Origin of the sequence: Nocardiopsis prasina DSM 43845 (assembly GCF_000341265.1) — a bacterium.
GTDB lineage: Bacteria > Actinomycetota > Actinomycetes > Streptosporangiales > Streptosporangiaceae > Nocardiopsis > Nocardiopsis prasina.
Map to the genome: position 1 here is coordinate 94472 of NZ_ANAE01000133.1, position 16173 is coordinate 110644.

The following is a 16173-nucleotide window of genomic DNA, read 5'->3' on the forward strand; positions in this document are numbered from 1 at the left end:
CCGGTGCCCGACGCCGAAAGGCGCCCCTTTCCTCATGGAAGCGACCCGGAAACATTCGGCGCCTACCGTCGTTCCCACCGCAGCCACCGAGGAGTCTCCATGCGTCACGGAACAGGGTCCACGGGCGATGACGCGGCGGGGGCGGCGGGAGCCGCGCGCTGTCCGTACACCGCGCAGACAGCCCTCTCCCCCCAGCAGGACGGCGACCGGGGGCTGGCGCGCGGAGAGGAACCGCCCTGGGACCAGCTGCGCTCCCGACACGGAGGTCTGGTCTCCGTGGAGGTCTCGCCCGGCGTCCCCGGCTGGCTTCTGCTCGGCTACAAGGAGAACCTCCAGGTCCTGCGCGACCAGACCCACTTCTCAGCCGACCCGCGCCCCTGGGACGCCAGTGGTGCGGCGCCCGTGCGCGGGGCGGCCCTCAACCGCGACGGCGACGACCACCAGCGCCTGCGCCAGCCCATCGTGGACGCGCTGGCCTCCGTCGGCACCCAACAGCTCGTCCCGGTGGTCCAGCGCGCCGCCGTACACCTGATCGGACGGGTCGAGTCGGCGGGCGCCGCCGACCTCATCGGGCAGTACGCGGCACCCCTGCCCGCTCTGGCCCTCAACGAACTCCTCGGGTTGCCCGACTCCTACGGGCACCTGCTCGCGGACCTCAGCGCCCGCCTGTGGAGCGGCGACCAGAAAGGAGCCGCCACCGCCGCGCCGGCAGTGCGCGCCTACTTCCGGGGGCTGGTGGCCCGCAAACGCGCCGAGCCGGGCCGGGACCTCACCTCCTCGATCCTGGAGCACCCGCACGGGCTGACTGACGAGGAGGCCGTCGAGGCGCTGCACCTGCTGTGGGCGGCGGGCCACGAACCCACCACCCACCTCATCGGCAACGCCCTGCTCAGGTTGATCGAGGACCCCGGAGTGTGGACCGCGTATCTCGGCGGCACGCTCACACCGGAGGACTTCGTCGACTACGTCATGTGGACCGAACCGCCGGTCAGCGTGCTCGCCGGGCGCTACGCGACCACGGACATGAGGTTCGCGGGGGCCCGGATCAGGCGGGGTGAGCCGCTGCTCTTCGGGTTCGGCTCCGCGCACACCGACCCCTCCGTCTCCGGTGACACCGCTGACTCCGTGGCCCTGCTGGCGGGGAACCGCGCTCACCTGTCCTGGGGCGCCGGCGCCCACCGCTGCCCGGCCACCGCCTTCACCCGGGAACTGGTGCGCACCGCCATCGACACGGCGCTGGACCGGATGCGGGGCATGGTCATGGCGGTCGAGCCGGCCGAACTGCGGTGGCGCCCCGCACCCGGAGTACACGGGCTGGTGGAGCTGCCCGTCTGGTTCACCCCGACCGGGGAGCGCGAGCAGTCCGGAGCCCGGCCCGAGCCGCGTGAACCGGTCGTCAGACGCAGAAGCCGCCGCAGGACGCGGCTGCCCGCCGCTCAGGGAGCCCGCTACCAGGCGCCCTTCGCCGAGAAACCGCATGTCCCGGACCCCCTCGAACAGCTCCTGGAGACCTGGAACCCCCGGGCCTGAGACCGGGGGGGCCGTCCCGGACCGGACCTCAGCCGCCCTCGGGGTCCACCACGGCCAGTTCGGGGTGGACGCTCCCCGGATCGTCCGGAGTCGGCTGGTCGCCGCCGCGCCGGTGGTGGTCGAAGTAGGCGCAGGCGTGGCTCCGCACCGGGTCCACCCCGTACTCCACCGGGAGGTCGCCGAACTGCCTCCGCCACCGCTCCGGGGGCACGGCCACGACCGGCCCCGACACCTCAGTCGGAGGGCTCCACCAGCAGCACCTCCAGAGTGCGGGGACCGTGCACGCCCTCCACCCGGTCGAGTTCGATGTCGCTGGTCGCCGAGGGACCGCTGATCCACGTGAGCGGCCGTGCCGGATCCAGGAGCCGGACGGCCCCCGGCACCCCGTCCACCACCTGGTCCGCCCGCACCACGCACAGGTGGTAGTCGGGGACCAGCGTGAGGGCCCGGCGGCCCTGGTCCGGTCCGGCGTCCAGCACGATCGTCCCGGTCTCCGCGACCGCCAGCGCGCACCCGGTCACCACGCCGTCGCAGGCGTCCAGATCGGCCACCGACAACGGGGCCTCCGGCGCGTCGGTGAGCTGGCGCGCGGTCACCCGCGAGAGCCATTCCCGTGGAACACCCGAGGCGACCGCCACCCGGGCGGCACCGCGTCGCTCCAGTGAGGCGGCGATCCGCTCGGGCAGAGCGGCCTCCGGTACCCGTTCCACCAGCGCCCGGTAGTCCAGCAGCCGGTCCACCAACACCTCCAGGGCTTCCCCCTCGAAGTGGCTCTCGGCGTACCCCTCCCCAGGTGGGGGCGTCACCGGGTCGTCTGCGGGCACGTCCGCGAGCGCCGCCCGCACCCGGGCCAGGACCCGCCCCCGGGAACCCATGGCCCCGCCGCTCCCGCCACGCACGTCCGCGCCGTTCATCGCTGCCCCTTCCCCCGTTGCTTCCACCACTGGCGGAAGGACTCCGCGGGTACGTCCGGCACGTCCCGGGTGTCGGTCCACTTCCCCGCCTGCCCCGGCAGGTGCCGGGGCAGGTCCCCACCGACAAGCCCCGCCGCGCGCTGCACCGCGTCCAACGCCCCGGCCGAACCGAACACCGCCTCCGCCCCGGCCATGACGGCCTTCTCACCGAGGTGCCCGGGGCCCTCCGCGACCCGTTCACGCAGGTGCACCAGGACCTCCGGGATGTCGATGGCCACCGGGCAGACGTCGTAGCACGCCCCGCACAGCGACGACGCGTACGGCAGCGCCCGGTCCACCTCCGAGGACATCCCCCGCAGCTGCGGTGTGAGGATCGCGCCGATCGGCCCCGGATAGACCGACCCGTAGGCGTGACCACCGGTGCGTTCGTAGACGGGACAGATGTTCAGGCAGGCCGAACACCGGATGCAGCGCAACGCCTGGCGTCCCACGGTGTCGGCGAGCACGTCGGTGCGGCCGTTGTCGAGCAGCACCAGGTGGAAGTCGCGCGGACCGTCTCCCGGGGTCACCCCGGACCAGGTGGAGGTGTAGGGGTTCATCCGCTCCCCTGTGGAGGAGCGGGGCAGCAGCTGCATGAACACCTCCAGATCGGACCACGTGGGCACGACCTTCTCGATCCCCACCACGGAGATCAGCGTCTCCGGCAGGGTCAGGCACATGCGTCCGTTGCCCTCCGACTCCAACACCACGAGCGTCCCGGAGTCGGCCACGGCGAAGTTGGCCCCCGACACCGCCACCTTGGCGCGCAGGAACAGTTCGCGCAGGTGGACACGGGCGGCCTCGGCCAGCGCGTGGGGGTCGTCGGTGAGCCCGGGCGGGGCGGGCACCCCCCACTCCGACATCCGGTCCAGGAAGATCTCCCGGATCTGGGAGCGGGCCAGGTGGATGGCGGGCACCAGGATGTGGGAGGGCAGGTCCTCGCCGAGCTGCACGATCAGCTCGGCCAGGTCGGTCTCGTAGGCCGTGATCCCGGCCGCCTCCAGCGCACCGTTGAGTTCGATCTCCTGGGTGGCCATGGACTTGACCTTGACCACCTCGGTCTCACCGGTCCGGCGCACCAGCTCGGTGACGATCTCGTTGGCCTCAGCGGCGTCGGCGGCCCAGTGGACCGTGCCGCCCGCGCGGTGGACCGACTCCTCCAACCGTTCCAGGTGGTGGTCCAGATGGCGCAGGGTGTGGGTCTTGATCCGCTCGCCCTCGGCGCGCAGCCGCCGCCAGTCGTCCCCCAGCTCACCGACGACCGCGTCGCGTTTGCCCCGGATGGTGTGGGTGGCCTTGTGCAGGTTGTGGCGGGTGCGGGAGTCGCCGACCGCCGAACGGGCGGCCTCGGGAAAGGGCGGAAGGCCCAGGAACGTGGCGCTCATGCGTGCGCGTACTCCTTCTCGGTGCTGGCCAGGATCTCGGCGATGTGGGTGACCCGGACCCCGGAGCGCTGGCGGGACAGGGTGCCGCCGATGTGCATCAGGCAGGAGTTGTCCACCGCGCACAGGACCTCGGCGCCGGTCTCGGCCACGTGGCGGGCCTTGTCGAACCCCATGGCGGCCGAGACGTCGCCGTTCTTGACCGAGAACGTGCCGCCGAACCCGCAGCACTCGGCGGCGCCGGGGAGTTCGAGCAGTTCCAGGCCGCGCACGGCGCGCAGCAGCTGGTAGGGCCGCTCACCCAGGCCGAGGAGGCGCAGCCCGTGGCAGGTCGGGTGGTAGACGACCCTGTGCGGGAAGTAGGCGCCCACGTCGGTGACCCCCAGGACGTCCACGAGGAACTCGGTGAGGTCGTACACGCGGGGGCCGAGGTCGGCCATCTTGCGGGAGAGCCTGCTGCCCGCCGCGCCGAGCCGGGGGTAGTTGTCGCGCACCATCGCCGCGCACGAGGCGGAGGGGACCACCACCGCGTCAGCGCCGTCGAAGGTCCGGGCGAAGCGCACCGCGAGCCTCGCGGCGGGGCGCCGGTACCCGGTGTTGTAGTGCATCTGACCGCAGCAGGTCTGGTTCTCGGGGAAGACCACCTCGTGGCCCAACCGCTCCAGGAGGCGGACCACCGCGCGCCCGGTGTCGGGGAAGAGGGTGTCGTTGACACACGTGACGAACAGGGCGATCCGCATGGGCCTCCTTCACGCCCCGGCCCGGCGGGAGGAGCGTCCGGTCCGACGGACGGCAACCGGGGCACGTGGTCCGACCACTTTCGCACAGCGTCGCGAGGGGGAGCAAGAACCCCGTAGCGGTCTCGACACGCGTGCGTCGGGCGTTCAGGTGCCATATACACGACGCAGTGCATCCTTCCCCCACCCCGGGTGAGGTGTCCGTTCGGTGGGCGGGGCAGTCCGGGGAACGATCCATCGCACGGGTGGTCCGACCAATCGGCGAGGTCAGGCGGGCGCGAGCACGGGCATGGCGAGTAGAATCGCCGTGTTCGTGACGGAGACGGGGGAGTGGCGTGGTCGAGGACGTGCGGACCCCGGTGGCCCGACGGGCCGTCGAGCAGATCAAGGCCATGATCGCCGACGGGGAGGTGGGGCCTGGGGAGCGGCTGCCCACGGAACGGGAGCTCTCCGTCCGGCTGGGCGTCTCCCGGGGATCGGTACGCGAGGCGATCCGCTCCCTCACCACGCTGGGGGTGCTGTCGGTCCGCCACGGGGCGGGCGTCTACGCCACCGCGCTGCGCCCCGCCGACCTCCTGGAGGCCTTCTCCGTCCTGGCCGAGGTCTCGCGCGACGAGACCTTGCTGGAGGTCCTCCAGGTCCGCCGAATGATCGAACCCGCCGCCACGGCCCTCGCCGCCGCCCGCGCCACCCCCGAGGACCTGGCCCTGGTCGGCCGCCTCCTCGACCGGATGGAGGACGCGGCCGAACGCGCGCCCGCCGACCACGCCGCGGACGATCTCGGCTTCCACCAGGCCGTCGTGGCCTGCGCGGGCAACGCCACGCTCTCCGCGGTCCACGCCGGGCTGTCCTCGCGCACCTTCAACGAACGGGTCTGGGCCGGGCTCGGAGCGGAGGGGCTCACCGACACCCTCTTCCAGGACCACCGGCGCATCCACGAGGCGCTCTCGGCGCGCGACCCCGAGGCGGCCCGGGCGGCCGCCGCGGCGCACGTGCTGCGGGGGGAGCGCTGGCTCAGCCTTCGAGCCGACGGTTGACCCGGTCCGCGTACTGCTCGGCCCTGAGGACCCGCGACAGGTCCTCGCGCCGGGGCTCCGTGGAGCCGTCCTCCTCGAGGGAGGACTCCCCGTCCGGAACCTCCTGGCCGACTTCCGCGTCTACACCGAGTACCCCGTGGTCCTCGATCTCGTCGATCCGATGGTTCTCGGAGTGGTCCTCCAGGTACTCCGCCACGGCGGAGTCCTGGTCCGGGGCGCCCACGTCCATCTCGGCGTCCACGTCGTCGACGTCCGTGGCGTCCCTGTCGAATTCGGCGGATTCCGTCATCGGCGGCCCCCTCGCCTCGGTTTCCCTGTATTCGATCATGCCTGGTCGCGGCGGGAGACGCCAGTGGTCAGCCGCGCAGAGGGCGAAGAGGACGAAACGGGGCGCCCGTTGCCGACGGTAGGCTTTTGCGCCGTCGTCCGAAGACAGAGACGGAGTTCTCCTCCCAGTGATCACGCGCGAACGGGTCCGTGCCCTCGTCGAGGCCCCCTGGTTCCAGGCCAGCGTCATTACCCTCATCCTGATCAACGCCGTGATCCTCGGTTTCGAGACGTCGACGCGGATGATGGACAACCACGGTGATCTCCTGAAGAGCGTCGACCGGGTCATCCTGGCCCTGTTCGTCTTCGAGATGGGCCTGCGGATGTTCGCCCATCGCCGGGAGTTCTTCCGGGACCCCTGGAGCTGGTTCGACATGGTGATCATCGGGATCGCCCTGCTCCCGGCCTCCGGTCCGTTCGCGGTGCTGCGGATCCTGCGGGTGCTCAGGGTCCTGCGACTGTTGTCGGTGATCCCGTCGCTGCGCCACGTGGTGGCCGGGCTGTTCCGCGCGATGCCCGGCATGGCCTCGATCATGGTCCTCGTGGTGCTGCTGCTGTACGTCTCCGCGGTGATGGCCACCCGGCTCTTCGCCACGGACGCCCCGCAGTACTTCGGTGATCTGGGGACCTCGCTGTTCACCCTGTTCCAGATCTTCACCGCCGACGGCTGGAGCAACATCGCGGCCGAGGTCATGAAGCACCAGCCGTACGCGTGGGTGTTCTTCGTGGTCTTCGTCATGGTGTCCACGCTGATCGCCCTCAACCTGTTCATCGCGGTGGCGGTCGAGGCGTTGGACAAGGCCGGACACGAGGAGCAGTACGGCAGACCCGGGCAGGGCGGCGCCCCGGGCGCCGAGGAGGGCAGCGCCCCCGACGGAGACCCCGGGGACACCCCGGACGGTGGTGCCAGCCGGACCCCGGACGAGGGCCAGCGGCAGATCCTCGCCGAGCTGCGGGCGCTGCGCGCCGAGGTGGCCTCGCTCCGCGACGAGCGCGAGCTGCTCCGTGGCGAGCACGAGCGCATCTAGTCGCCGCACCAACCAGCAACCGCCCCGTGGTGCCGCGCCGTCCGAAGGACGTGTTCGCATGGGGAAGCCAAGCCAAGTGCGGGGGCCGAAGCCTCCACCGCCACCGCAACGGTCCGAGGTCGCCGTCGTGGAGCTCACTGAGCCGGGTTCGAGGACTGTGGGACCGGCGGTGGTACGCGTGGCGGGGGGCCTCGGCGTCCTGGGCCGCTCAGCGGGCTCCCGTACGGGCGCGGAGCTGTTCGGCCAGGCACTCGAGTTCGGCCGCCGTGGAGGGTGAGGCGTTGTTGAGTCCGCTGTGCACGGCCGTGGGGCTCCTCAGGAAGCGCCGGAGCACGGCCACGAGGGGCCCTTGCGGCAGAGCCCGCAACGCGGCGAACGCGCGAGGCACCGGCGGCGTCTCCATCGAGGCGAGGTTGTGCCGCATGATGTGCAGCATGCCGCGGACCGCGTCCGGATCGTCGGCCAACGCTTCCGGGCCGCCCGCCGCGTAGGCCGCCTGCTCCAAGGGAACCGCGGACGCGGCGTGCGTCCTGAGCCAGGCGTCCATCCGCGGCTCGGCCCTGGCGTTGATCCCGGCGGTGCGGAACGTTTCCACGATCCGCTCCAGACGCGGGGTGGTACGTCCGTCCGGCTCGCCGATCGGTGTCGCGACCCGGCGGGTGAGGACATTGGTCCTGCGGTAGCGGACCACGTCGCCGTCCATCGTGCCGCCGGTCGTGGGGAATCCCAGGAGTAACCGCTTGTGGCCGATCCGCGCGCTCAGCGCCTCCGGTCCGCCCGCCCAGTTGAGCATGGAGAGCACGTCCCCCGGGACACCCGCGAGTGATTCCAGCACCGCGTCCGCCTGATGGGCGCGGACGAAGACGGTGATCAGGTCGTACCCGCCCTCCGGGCGCTCGACCACCGGTACCGGCACCTGCCTGACCGCCGGGCTGTCCTCCTCGGCGAGCCGCACGCCGTGTCGGCGCAGAGCTGCCAGGCGCTCGCCCCGGGCGAGGAGCGAGACGTCGTGGCCGGCCTCGTGCATGTGTGCCGCGAACAGGCTGCCGCACACCCCGGCGCCGTAGACGAGCAGCTTCATGATGATCCTCTTTCACACGTTCGTTTGAATCATACGTTCGTTTGATTCAAACATATGTAGAGTCGCTCGTGTGGCAAGCCCAGACACCCGAACCCAGATCCTCGACGCGGCCGAGCACCTCTTCGCTGAGCACGGATACCGCGGCACCTCGGTTCGCGCGATCACCACACTCGCGGGAGCCAACCTTGCGGCCGTCGGCTACCACTTCGGCTCCAAGTCGGAGCTGATGGCCGCGGTCGCCCGCCGCGTGATCGAGCCCATCAACGCGGCCCAGCGCGCCGGGCTCGACCGACTGCTCTCCCGGACCCCCGAACCACCGGTCGCCGAACTGGTGGAGGCGTTCGCGGGGCCGATGTTCGACGGGATGCGGGCCGGCGGCGCGGGCGCCCGGACATCCAGGCTGATCATGACGATCCTCAGCGACCCCGCCGAGGAGGTACGCAGCTGGACCGGCCCGGCCGAGGACTCGGTCCGCGAGCGCTACCTCGCCGCCTTCGCGCGCGCACTTCCCCGCCTGTCCCCGGAGGAACTGGGGTTCCGGATGCGGGGGATCCTCGCCGTGACAGCCGTCGACCGCCTGGAGGTGCACCAGGAGCCCACACCGGGCTGCGGTTCCCCGGGGCCGGGCGAAGCGGCCCGGACGTGGGCGATCACGTTCCTCGCGGCGGCGATGAGCGCGCCTCCCACCCGGACCTGACGAGCCCGGACGGACGCTGGCGGCGCGGGTCGGGCGGCGTTCGCCCCGCGGCTCGCCGCGCTCGGGCCGTTGGTGTCCCGGAGGGGCTGGAGACGGGTTGGGCCGAACCCGTCCAGGCGGAGAATGACGGCGGGATCACCTGGGTGCGGTGTCTCCTCGCCCTCAGCGATGACACGAGGGGTTCCTTCGAGCGGCGCGGCACCACGGGTCGAACGCTGGTTGATGCGGCACCGGCCCGTGGAGGCCCGCGCCCCGGTCCGACGGTGGCGGAGGCGGAACGACGCGGAGCGGCCCCAGCCCCCGGTCCGGCGGTGTGAATCGCGTCCGTTGGTGCTCTGACGTGCGCGGAAGAGCCCGTGGTTGGCGGCTTTCATGGGAGGGTAGGGGGACAGCCGCACGCGGTGTCCGGTAGGGCCCGCAGCCGATCATGGACGACGAGGAGCGACCGGATGTCTGCGAGTACACCCCTTCCTCGGACCGAGGACGTCGGGAACAGGTCCGGTGGGGCCGTCCCCCTGGACCGCCGGAAGGAGTGGGCCGCCCTGGCCGAGCACCGCGAGCGGTTCGGCGACACCCACCTGCGGGACCTGTTCGCCGAGGACCCCGCGCGGGTCGACCGGTTCTCGCTCGACGTCGGCAACCTGCACGCGGACCTGTCCAAGAACCTCCTGACCGAGCGGACCCGGGGACTGCTCACCGACCTGGCGGAGGCCACCGGTGTCGCCTCCCTGCGCGACGCGATGCTGAACGGCGAACACGTCAACCTGACGGAGGACCGCGCCGTCCTGCACACCGCCCTACGGGCCCCACGCGGTGTGGTGATCCGTGAGGGCGGGCACGACGTGGTGCCCGAGGTGCACGCGGTCCTGGACCGGATGGCGGCCTTCGCCGACCGGGTGCGCGCACGGCGGTGGCTGGGTCACACCGGCCAGGCGGTCACCAGGGTGGTCAACATCGGCATCGGGGGTTCCGACCTGGGCCCGGCCATGGCCTACGAGGCGCTGCGCCCGTACACCGACCGCGGGCTGGAGTTCCGCTTCGTCTCCAACGTCGACGGCACCGACCTGCACGAGGCGCTGATCGACGCCGACCCCGAACGGACCCTGTTCGTGGTCGCCTCCAAGACCTTCACCACCCTGGAGACCGTCACCAACGCCACGGCGGCCCGGGACTGGCTCCTGGCCGGGCTGGGGGCGGACTCCGACGCGATCGCCCGGCACTTCGTGGCGGTCTCCACGAACGAGGAGGAGGTCTCCCGCTTCGGGATCGACACCGCCAACATGTTCGAGTTCTGGGACTGGGTGGGCGGCCGCTACTCCTACGACTCGGCGATCGGCCTGTCCCTCATGGTGGCCCTGGGCCCCGAGGGGTTCCGCGAGATGCTCGCGGGCTTCCACCTGATGGACACCCACTTCGCCACCGCTCCCGCGGAGCGCAACCTGCCGTTCCTGCTGGGCCTGCTCGGTGTCTGGTACGGCGGGTTCTTCGACGCCCAGTCACACGCGGTCCTGCCCTACAGCCACCACATGTCGAAGTTCACCGCCTACCTCCAGCAGCTGGACATGGAGTCCAACGGCAAGTCGGTCCAGCGTGACGGCCGCCCCGTCACCTGGCAGACCGGCCCGGTGGTGTGGGGGACACCCGGGACCAACGGCCAGCACGCCTACTTCCAGCTGCTGCACCAGGGAACCCGGTTCGTCCCCGCCGACCTGATCGGGTTCGCGCGCCCGGCTCCGGACCTGCCCGAGGGGCTGGTGCCCCAGCACGACCTGCTCATGGCCAACCTGTTCGCTCAGGGGCAGGCGCTGGCGTTCGGCCGCACCGCCGACGAGGTCGCCTCCGAGGGGGTGCCTGCGGACCTGGTCCCGCACCGGACCTTCCCCGGCAACCGCCCCACCAGCACGATCCTGGCCGACCGGCTCGACCCGTCGGTGCTCGGCCAACTGGTCGCCCTCTACGAGCACAAGGTGTTCGTCCAGGGGGCGGTGTGGAACGTCAACTCCTTCGACCAGTGGGGCGTGCAGCTGGGCAAGGTCCTGGCGAAGCGGGTGCAGCCCGCCCTGACCGAGGGCGCCGAGGTGCCCGACCTGGACGCCTCCACGGCCGCCCTGGTCCGGCGGTACCGGGACCTGCGCGGCCGCTGACCTGACGGGGAGCGCCTCCGGGGCTCCCCGCAGGACGGCTATCCCTCGCCGCCGCCGACGGCGGCGAGGGAGGGAGCGCGTCCGGCCTCGATGTGCGCGGCCATGGTCAGCCTCGCGAGCCGGGCGTTCCCGGTGCTGACCGCGGCGTAGATCTCGTGGTGCGCCTGGAACTCCAGGTGGGGGTCGCGGAAGGCCGTCAGGGCGAACAGCCAGCGGGAGCGGGAGAGGATCGGCGCCATGAGCTCGGACAGCAGCTCGTGACCGGCGGCTTCGACCACCTGCGCGTGAAAGTCCGCGTTCGCGGTCATGATGTGGTCCGGGGAGCCCGTCTCCGTGGCCTCCGCGGTCGCCTCCATGGCCGCCGCCAGACCGGCGTGCACGTGCCCCTCGGCGTGCTGGTGGGCCGCCCGCTCGGCGGCGAAGGGTTCGAGCCTGATCCTCAGGTCGAAGAGCTCGTCGACCCCCGAGGGGGACATCGTCCGCACGGTCGCGCCCCTGTGGGCGCTGGTCATGATGAACCCGTCGTGCCTGAGGTTGCGCAGCGCCTCGCGCACCGGGAGCCGGGACACGCCCAGCTCCTCCGAGAGCTCGCGTTCGCGCAGCCGCGCCCCCGGTGCGTACCGGCCGGAGATGATCCCCTCACGGATGGCGACCTCGGCCGCCTGCGTGAGAGGGGCCGACCCACCCGATGTCCGTGTCATGAGACCCGTTCCCGCCGTGTGCGCTTGGTTCACCCCCGGCCGGTGCGGGCGTCCTTGGACTCGGCCCCGAGAACCGGGAACGACGGGGGGAAGAGGGCCTCGACCGGGCGGTGGAGGCCGTCCCGCTCACTGTAGCCGCGCTGGAGTTCCTCGAACACCTCCTGCGCCTGGTTCCTGAGCGCGACCAGGTCCACACCGGGCAGTCGCCCGTCGGTCACGACCGGACGACCGGCGACGAAGGTGTGGGTGGCGTTGCGGGCGGTGCCGTTGAGCACCAGAGTGCGCAGGGGGTCCTCCACGACGCCGTCGCGGAAGTCGTCCAGGGAGAACGCGGTCAGGTCCGCACTCGCTCCGGCCTCCAGGCGTCCGAGGTCGGGGCGCTTGAGCGCGGCCGCGCCGCCCAGGGTCGCGGCGTCCATGTAGCCGCTCAGGCTGGCGGCGCCGTGCCCGTGGAGCAGGCGCGAGGCGTGCAGGCCCACGTCCATGCCGCGCACGAGGTCGGGTGGGAAGGAGTCGGTGCCCAGCGCCATCGTCACTCCGGCGGCCAGGAAGTCGTTGAAGGTCTCCAGGATGTCGCCGTACCGGAAGGTGGTCAGGGGGCAGTGGATCACGCTCACGCCCGCCCTGGCCAGGCGGGTGAGGTCGACGCCGTTCGGGCCGGTCAGCTCCGGGTTGCGGTCGGTCCACAGGGCGTGGGGGATGAGCAGCCGGTCGTTGAGCAGTCCGCTGCGCTCGATCAGGTCCAGCGGGGTGAGGCCGTGGCGCTCGATGATCACCTTGCGCTCCCACGGCTGTTGGAGGGAGTGCAGGCGCACGAGGAGGCCGCGCTTCGCGGCCTCCTTCGCTGTGCGCTCCAACAGTTCGGGCGTGAGCGTCTCGATACGGCAGGGGAGGAGGACCGGCCGGACGAGGTCGTCGTCGCGCTCGGAGAGCTCGTCCGCGAAGCGCAGGGCCTCGTCCAGGCCGGACTCACCGCGCGCGGGGTCCTCGACGAAGGTGCGCTCGCCGTCGGCGACGGCGCCCACAGCGGAGCGGTACGAGGGGCCGAGGTAGCCGCGCAGGCCCCAGTCGCGGGTGAGGTCCGCCAGGTGGCGCAGTTCCTCGGCGGACTCGTTCCACTCCAGGTGGATCTCCGAGGCGATCGGCATGTAGGTGGTGACACCGTGCAGGGCGAGCTGTGCCAGCCCGAACCTGCGCAGGGTGTCGCGCTGCTCGGGGGTCAGGACGTCGCGCGGACGGTCGCGCCAGTGCTCGACGGAGCCGACCAGGGAACGAGCGTGCGCCGGGTCGTGGTGCGCGTCGAGGATGAGGTGGTCGATGTCCACCAGGGCGTCCAGGTCGATCAGCCCGGGGGTGAGGATCGAGTCGCCCAGGTCCAGGACGGGCGCGGTCGACGTCGGGGTGCCGGTGCCCACCTCGGTGACGACGCCGTCGGAGTGGGCGACATAGCCGTCCCTCAACCAGACGTGGGAACCCTCGGAATGCGCCAGCACGTACCGTGCTCTGATGACCTGATCCATGAAACTTGTATACCACGAGCCCTTAAGTTGGGGATGGGTGTGGCCGTAAGGGGAGCTGAAGTTGGGGCCATATCGCTCTTGACAGCGGTTTTGCCCCAACCATAAGCTCCTCGAAAATTAAGCGGCTCACTGATTGGTATCCCAGATGAGGGCAAGAAAGCAGCAGGCGGAGTCGCACGGGGACGTGTCGAACCGCGGTTCGGTCGGTCGCGGTGACTGGGTGACCGCCATCGGCGTGAGCCTGCTGATCAGTGTCGTGTCCGTGTTGGTCGGCGAACACAAGTTCCGGGTCGGACCCGCCGCCATCGTGCTGTTCCCGCTGGTCTGGGTGGTCCTGCTGGGGGCCGTCGTCGGCCTCCAGCGGTGGCTCCCGCTGGGTGGAGGCGCCCGTTCGGCGGGCGAGGCCCTGATCCCGGTCGGCATGGTCCTCTTCCTCGCGATGCTCGGCACCGGCATCGGCCCGTCGATCGGCATGGTCGAACAGGTCGGACCGGCCCTGCTCATGCAGGAGGTGGGCCAGCTCTTCGGGACGATCATCCTCGCGCTGCCCATCGCCGTCCTGCTCGGCATGGGGCGCGCCGCCATCGGTGCCACCTGGGCGATCGACCGGGAGTCCTACCTGGCCTACGCCATCGACCGGTTCGGGACCTCCTCGCCCGAGTACCGGGGCGTGTTCGGCGTCTGGATCATCGGTTCGATGTTCGGTGCCGTCTTCATCTCCCTGATCACGAGCGTCCTTGGCGGCACGGGCCTGTACAACCCGCTGTCGCTGGCCCTGGCACTCGGTGTCGGCTCCACCTCGATGATGCTCGGCGGCGTGGGCGCCCTGGCCCTGCTCTACCCCGACCAGGCCGCCGAGATCGCCGCCCTGGCAGCCCTGTCCAACCTCGTCACCAACATCGTCGGCTTCTACGCGGGTGTGTTCATCGGCCTGCCCGTGGCCCGTCGGCTCTACGGCTTCTGGTGCCGTGTGTTCCGCCGCCCCGCCCCGGAGATCAAGGAGGCGGGGCTGGTCGCCCGGGGGCAGGTTCCCGAGGGTGACGCCTCGGTACGCCCCAAAGAGGACGGCGACGCCGCGGTCGAGGCCGAACGACCGCGCGACCCCGACGTCCCCCGGGGATGGCGGCCGGGTGTCGCCGCCTACGCCTTCGCCGGTGTGGCGGGACTGCTGCTCAACTGGCTGGGCACCGGCGGCTTCCACCCGCGCGACGTCGCGGGTATGGCCGTGCTGCTGCTGATGACGGGGATCGCGATCCTCCTGGCCCGCAAGGTGAGGGCCATCCCGGCCACGGTCTGGGTCCTGGCCATCGCCACGATCGTGACGACGCCGATCTCCCCGGTCGCCGGGGTGATCGCCGACCTCGTCCAGAACCTGAACGTCCTCCTGATCGGGCTGCCCCAGCTCGCGCTGGTCGGGATGACCATGGGCCGCGACCGCGAGGCGTTCTCACAGCTGAGCTGGAAGATCGTGGTGGCGGCCGTGCTGACCTTCACGACCACCATCGTCGCCTCCGCCACGCTCGCCGAGCTGTTCATCCACCTGTAGCCCCAGGCCGAACCGAGCCCCACCCGAAGGGAACCCGCATGCTGCGCGTCACCAACGCCGTCCTGCCCGGCCGGACCGAGCCGGTCACCGTCGTCGCGGAGGACGGGCGCATCACCGCGATCCAGGAGGGGGACGTCGCCGGGGCCCCGGGCGACCGGGTCATCGACGCCGAGGGCCGGACCGTCCTGCCCGGGCTGGTCAACGCCCACGCCCACATCGACAAGACCCTGTACGGCGGTCCGTGGGTCTCCGCGCCACAGGTGGAGACCGTGGCCGAACGCGTCGCCCACGAGCGGCGCCACAGGGACGCCCACGGACTGCCCTCGCGCGAGTACGCCTCCGCGCTGGTGGAGGCGATGGTCGCGGCGGGCACCACGCACCTGCGCACGCACACGGACGTGGACCCGGGCGTGGGCCTGCGGGGGATCGAGGCCGTCGCGGAGGTCGCGCGCCGGTACCGGGGCGTGATCGACATCGAGCAGGTGGCCTTCCCCCAGGGCGGGCTCGTCACCAACCCGGGGACGCTCTCCCTCCTGCGCGACGCGGTGGGGGCCGGGGCCTCGGTGATCGGCGGACTCGACCCCGCGGGGTTCGACGACGCACCCAACGCCCACCTCGAAGCCGTCTTCGACCTCGCCGCGTCCACCGGCACCGGTATCGACATCCACCTGCACGACGGCGGGTCGCTCGGAGCCTGGGAGATGGGCCTCATCGCCCGCATGACGCGGGAGTACGACCTGGGCGGACGCGTGGCGGTCTCGCACGCTTTCGGGATCGCGCACCCGCCCACCCGGGTCCGCCTCCTCGAACAGTTCGCCGAAGCGGGCGTCGCCCTGGTGAACGCGGCGGTCTACGACGCCCCCGTGCCACCGCTCCGGGCCTGCGCGGAGCACGGGGTGCTCCTGGCCGGCGGTACGGACGGCATCAACGACCTGTGGGGACCCTTCGGCGACGGCGACATGCTGCGTCGGGCCATGCTCATCGCCTACCGCAACTCCAGCCGCTGCGACGACGAACTGCTGCTGGCGCTGGACACCGTGACGACCAACGCCGCCCGTGTGCTGGGGGTCGACGACCACGGTCTGAGGGTGGGCGGCCCCGCCGACCTGGTGGTCGTCGGCGCGCGGTCGGCGGCCGAGGCCGTGGCCAAGGTCCCCGCCCGCGACCTCGTGCTCAGGGCCGGGACGGTCGTGGCCCGTGACGGTGTCTTCGTCGGCGCGGAAGGTGGAAACGCCCTACTCCGCTAGTGCAAACTCTGCGTAGTCAAGTAGCAACACATTGACACCAATGGGTGGCTACACGCAGAGACAGCAGGAGGCAGGGGTACATGACCGCGCCGATGGACGTGCCTGATTCTTCCCAGCACGCCGAGCCAGAAGCGGTCGTCGCGGGATCCAGGAACGCCGCCAGCCGATCCCTGCGCCAGATCGCCTGGCAGCGGTTCCGCAAGGACAAGGTCGGCATGACCGGCGGGGGCGGGGGCGGCCCCC

Annotated in this window: 15 protein-coding genes and 1 pseudogene; 8 read left to right on the forward strand and 8 right to left on the reverse strand. The window is 71.7% G+C overall.

What is annotated here, in order from left to right:
* The first annotated feature begins 99 nt into the window (after window positions 1-99).
* Window positions 100-1530 (forward strand): cytochrome P450 family protein, encoded by a 1431-nt coding sequence (locus D452_RS0114605; protein ID WP_026129319.1) that lies wholly within the window; start codon window positions 100-102, stop codon window positions 1528-1530.
* A gap of 28 nt (window positions 1531-1558) precedes the next feature.
* Here D452_RS0114605 and D452_RS0114610 read toward each other — a convergent pair whose 3' ends face one another.
* Genes D452_RS0114610 through D452_RS0114625 form a run of 4 tightly spaced genes read right to left on the reverse strand, consistent with a single transcriptional unit; the run spans window position 1559 to window position 4605 of the window.
* Window positions 1559-1747: a hypothetical protein gene (locus D452_RS0114610; RefSeq protein ID WP_193374238.1), complete on the reverse strand. Its 189-nt coding sequence runs from the start codon at window positions 1745-1747 to the stop codon at window positions 1559-1561.
* A gap of 16 nt (window positions 1748-1763) precedes the next feature.
* Window positions 1764-2444: a LutC/YkgG family protein gene (locus D452_RS0114615; protein WP_017544898.1), complete on the reverse strand. Its 681-nt coding sequence runs from the start codon at window positions 2442-2444 to the stop codon at window positions 1764-1766.
* The gene (locus D452_RS0114620) at window positions 2441-3868 is read right to left on the reverse strand and encodes a lactate utilization protein B (protein WP_017544899.1); all 1428 of its coding nucleotides are present in this window, start codon (window positions 3866-3868) and stop codon (window positions 2441-2443) included. The genes D452_RS0114615 and D452_RS0114620 overlap by 4 nt, the downstream gene beginning before the upstream one ends.
* Complete coding sequence (locus D452_RS0114625) at window positions 3865-4605, reverse strand: (Fe-S)-binding protein (RefSeq protein ID WP_017544900.1); 741 nt, start codon at window positions 4603-4605, stop codon at window positions 3865-3867. Before D452_RS0114625 ends, D452_RS0114620 begins: the two co-directional genes overlap by 4 nt.
* A 389-nt stretch (window positions 4606-4994) precedes the next feature.
* Here D452_RS0114625 and D452_RS0114630 point away from each other — a divergent pair, with 389 nt between their 5' ends.
* Entirely contained in the window at window positions 4995-5639 is a 645-nt protein-coding gene (locus tag D452_RS0114630; RefSeq protein WP_083927528.1) for a FadR/GntR family transcriptional regulator, read from the forward strand.
* On the opposite strand, the gene D452_RS0114635 is transcribed toward D452_RS0114630, so the two are convergent.
* Entirely contained in the window at window positions 5617-5928 is a 312-nt protein-coding gene (locus D452_RS0114635) for a hypothetical protein (protein WP_017544902.1), read from the reverse strand. The genes D452_RS0114630 and D452_RS0114635 overlap by 23 nt on opposite strands.
* 166 nt (window positions 5929-6094) lie before the next feature.
* Here D452_RS0114635 and D452_RS0114640 point away from each other — a divergent pair, with 166 nt between their 5' ends.
* A complete protein-coding gene (locus tag D452_RS0114640; protein WP_017544903.1) occupies window positions 6095-6994 on the forward strand; it encodes an ion transporter in 900 nt (299 codons plus the stop codon).
* Window positions 6995-7202: 208 nt separating this feature from the next.
* Here the strand turns inward: D452_RS0114640 and D452_RS0114645 are convergent, their stop codons facing one another.
* Window positions 7203-8075 carry a ketopantoate reductase family protein gene (locus D452_RS0114645; RefSeq protein WP_017544904.1) on the reverse strand — a complete coding sequence of 291 codons (873 nt, stop codon included), beginning with the start codon at window positions 8073-8075 and terminating at the stop codon, window positions 7203-7205.
* Window positions 8076-8145: 70 nt separating this feature from the next.
* Here D452_RS0114645 and D452_RS0114650 point away from each other — a divergent pair, with 70 nt between their 5' ends.
* A complete protein-coding gene (locus D452_RS0114650) occupies window positions 8146-8772 on the forward strand; it encodes a TetR/AcrR family transcriptional regulator (protein WP_017544905.1) in 627 nt (208 codons plus the stop codon).
* Window positions 8773-9221: 449 nt separating this feature from the next.
* A complete protein-coding gene (gene pgi / locus D452_RS0114655; RefSeq protein ID WP_017544906.1) occupies window positions 9222-10916 on the forward strand; it encodes a glucose-6-phosphate isomerase in 1695 nt (564 codons plus the stop codon).
* A 38-nt stretch (window positions 10917-10954) separates the two neighbouring features.
* Here the strand turns inward: pgi and D452_RS0114660 are convergent, their stop codons facing one another.
* Entirely contained in the window at window positions 10955-11617 is a 663-nt protein-coding gene (locus tag D452_RS0114660) for a GntR family transcriptional regulator (RefSeq protein ID WP_017544907.1), read from the reverse strand.
* Window positions 11618-11646: 29 nt separating this feature from the next.
* The gene (locus tag D452_RS0114665) at window positions 11647-13137 is read right to left on the reverse strand and encodes a chlorohydrolase family protein (RefSeq protein ID WP_017544908.1); all 1491 of its coding nucleotides are present in this window, start codon (window positions 13135-13137) and stop codon (window positions 11647-11649) included.
* A 145-nt stretch (window positions 13138-13282) separates the two neighbouring features.
* On the opposite strand from D452_RS0114665, the gene D452_RS0114670 reads away from it, so the two are divergent.
* The 3 genes and pseudogenes from D452_RS0114670 to D452_RS31400 form a co-directional block, all read left to right on the forward strand.
* Complete coding sequence (locus D452_RS0114670) at window positions 13283-14683, forward strand: DUF3100 domain-containing protein (RefSeq protein ID WP_239646392.1); 1401 nt, start codon at window positions 13283-13285, stop codon at window positions 14681-14683.
* Window positions 14684-14721: 38 nt separating this feature from the next.
* Window positions 14722-15930, forward strand: a complete 1209-nt coding sequence (locus tag D452_RS0114675; protein ID WP_017544910.1) for an amidohydrolase — start codon at window positions 14722-14724, stop codon at window positions 15928-15930.
* Window positions 15931-16010: 80 nt separating this feature from the next.
* Window positions 16011-16173: pseudogene (locus D452_RS31400) on the forward strand (ABC transporter permease); the annotation flags it as partial.

Excerpts from the sequence above, each read along its gene's own strand:
- D452_RS0114605 (WP_026129319.1), top strand. The coding sequence starts at position 100 with ATGCGTCACGGAACAGGGTCCACGGGCGATGACGCGGCGGGGGCGGCG.
- D452_RS0114615 (WP_017544898.1), bottom strand. The coding sequence starts at position 2,444 with ATGAACGGCGCGGACGTGCGTGGCGGGAGCGGCGGGGCCATGGGTTCC.
- D452_RS0114620 (WP_017544899.1), bottom strand. The coding sequence starts at position 3,868 with ATGAGCGCCACGTTCCTGGGCCTTCCGCCCTTTCCCGAGGCCGCCCGT.
- D452_RS0114625 (WP_017544900.1), bottom strand. The coding sequence starts at position 4,605 with ATGCGGATCGCCCTGTTCGTCACGTGTGTCAACGACACCCTCTTCCCC.
- D452_RS0114630 (WP_083927528.1), top strand. The coding sequence starts at position 4,995 with ATGATCGCCGACGGGGAGGTGGGGCCTGGGGAGCGGCTGCCCACGGAA.
- D452_RS0114635 (WP_017544902.1), bottom strand. The coding sequence starts at position 5,928 with ATGACGGAATCCGCCGAATTCGACAGGGACGCCACGGACGTCGACGAC.
- D452_RS0114645 (WP_017544904.1), bottom strand. The coding sequence starts at position 8,075 with ATGAAGCTGCTCGTCTACGGCGCCGGGGTGTGCGGCAGCCTGTTCGCG.
- pgi (WP_017544906.1), top strand. The coding sequence starts at position 9,222 with ATGTCTGCGAGTACACCCCTTCCTCGGACCGAGGACGTCGGGAACAGG.
- D452_RS0114660 (WP_017544907.1), bottom strand. The coding sequence starts at position 11,617 with ATGACACGGACATCGGGTGGGTCGGCCCCTCTCACGCAGGCGGCCGAG.
- D452_RS0114665 (WP_017544908.1), bottom strand. The coding sequence starts at position 13,137 with ATGGATCAGGTCATCAGAGCACGGTACGTGCTGGCGCATTCCGAGGGT.
- D452_RS0114670 (WP_239646392.1), top strand. The coding sequence starts at position 13,283 with ATGAGGGCAAGAAAGCAGCAGGCGGAGTCGCACGGGGACGTGTCGAAC.
- D452_RS0114675 (WP_017544910.1), top strand. The coding sequence starts at position 14,722 with ATGCTGCGCGTCACCAACGCCGTCCTGCCCGGCCGGACCGAGCCGGTC.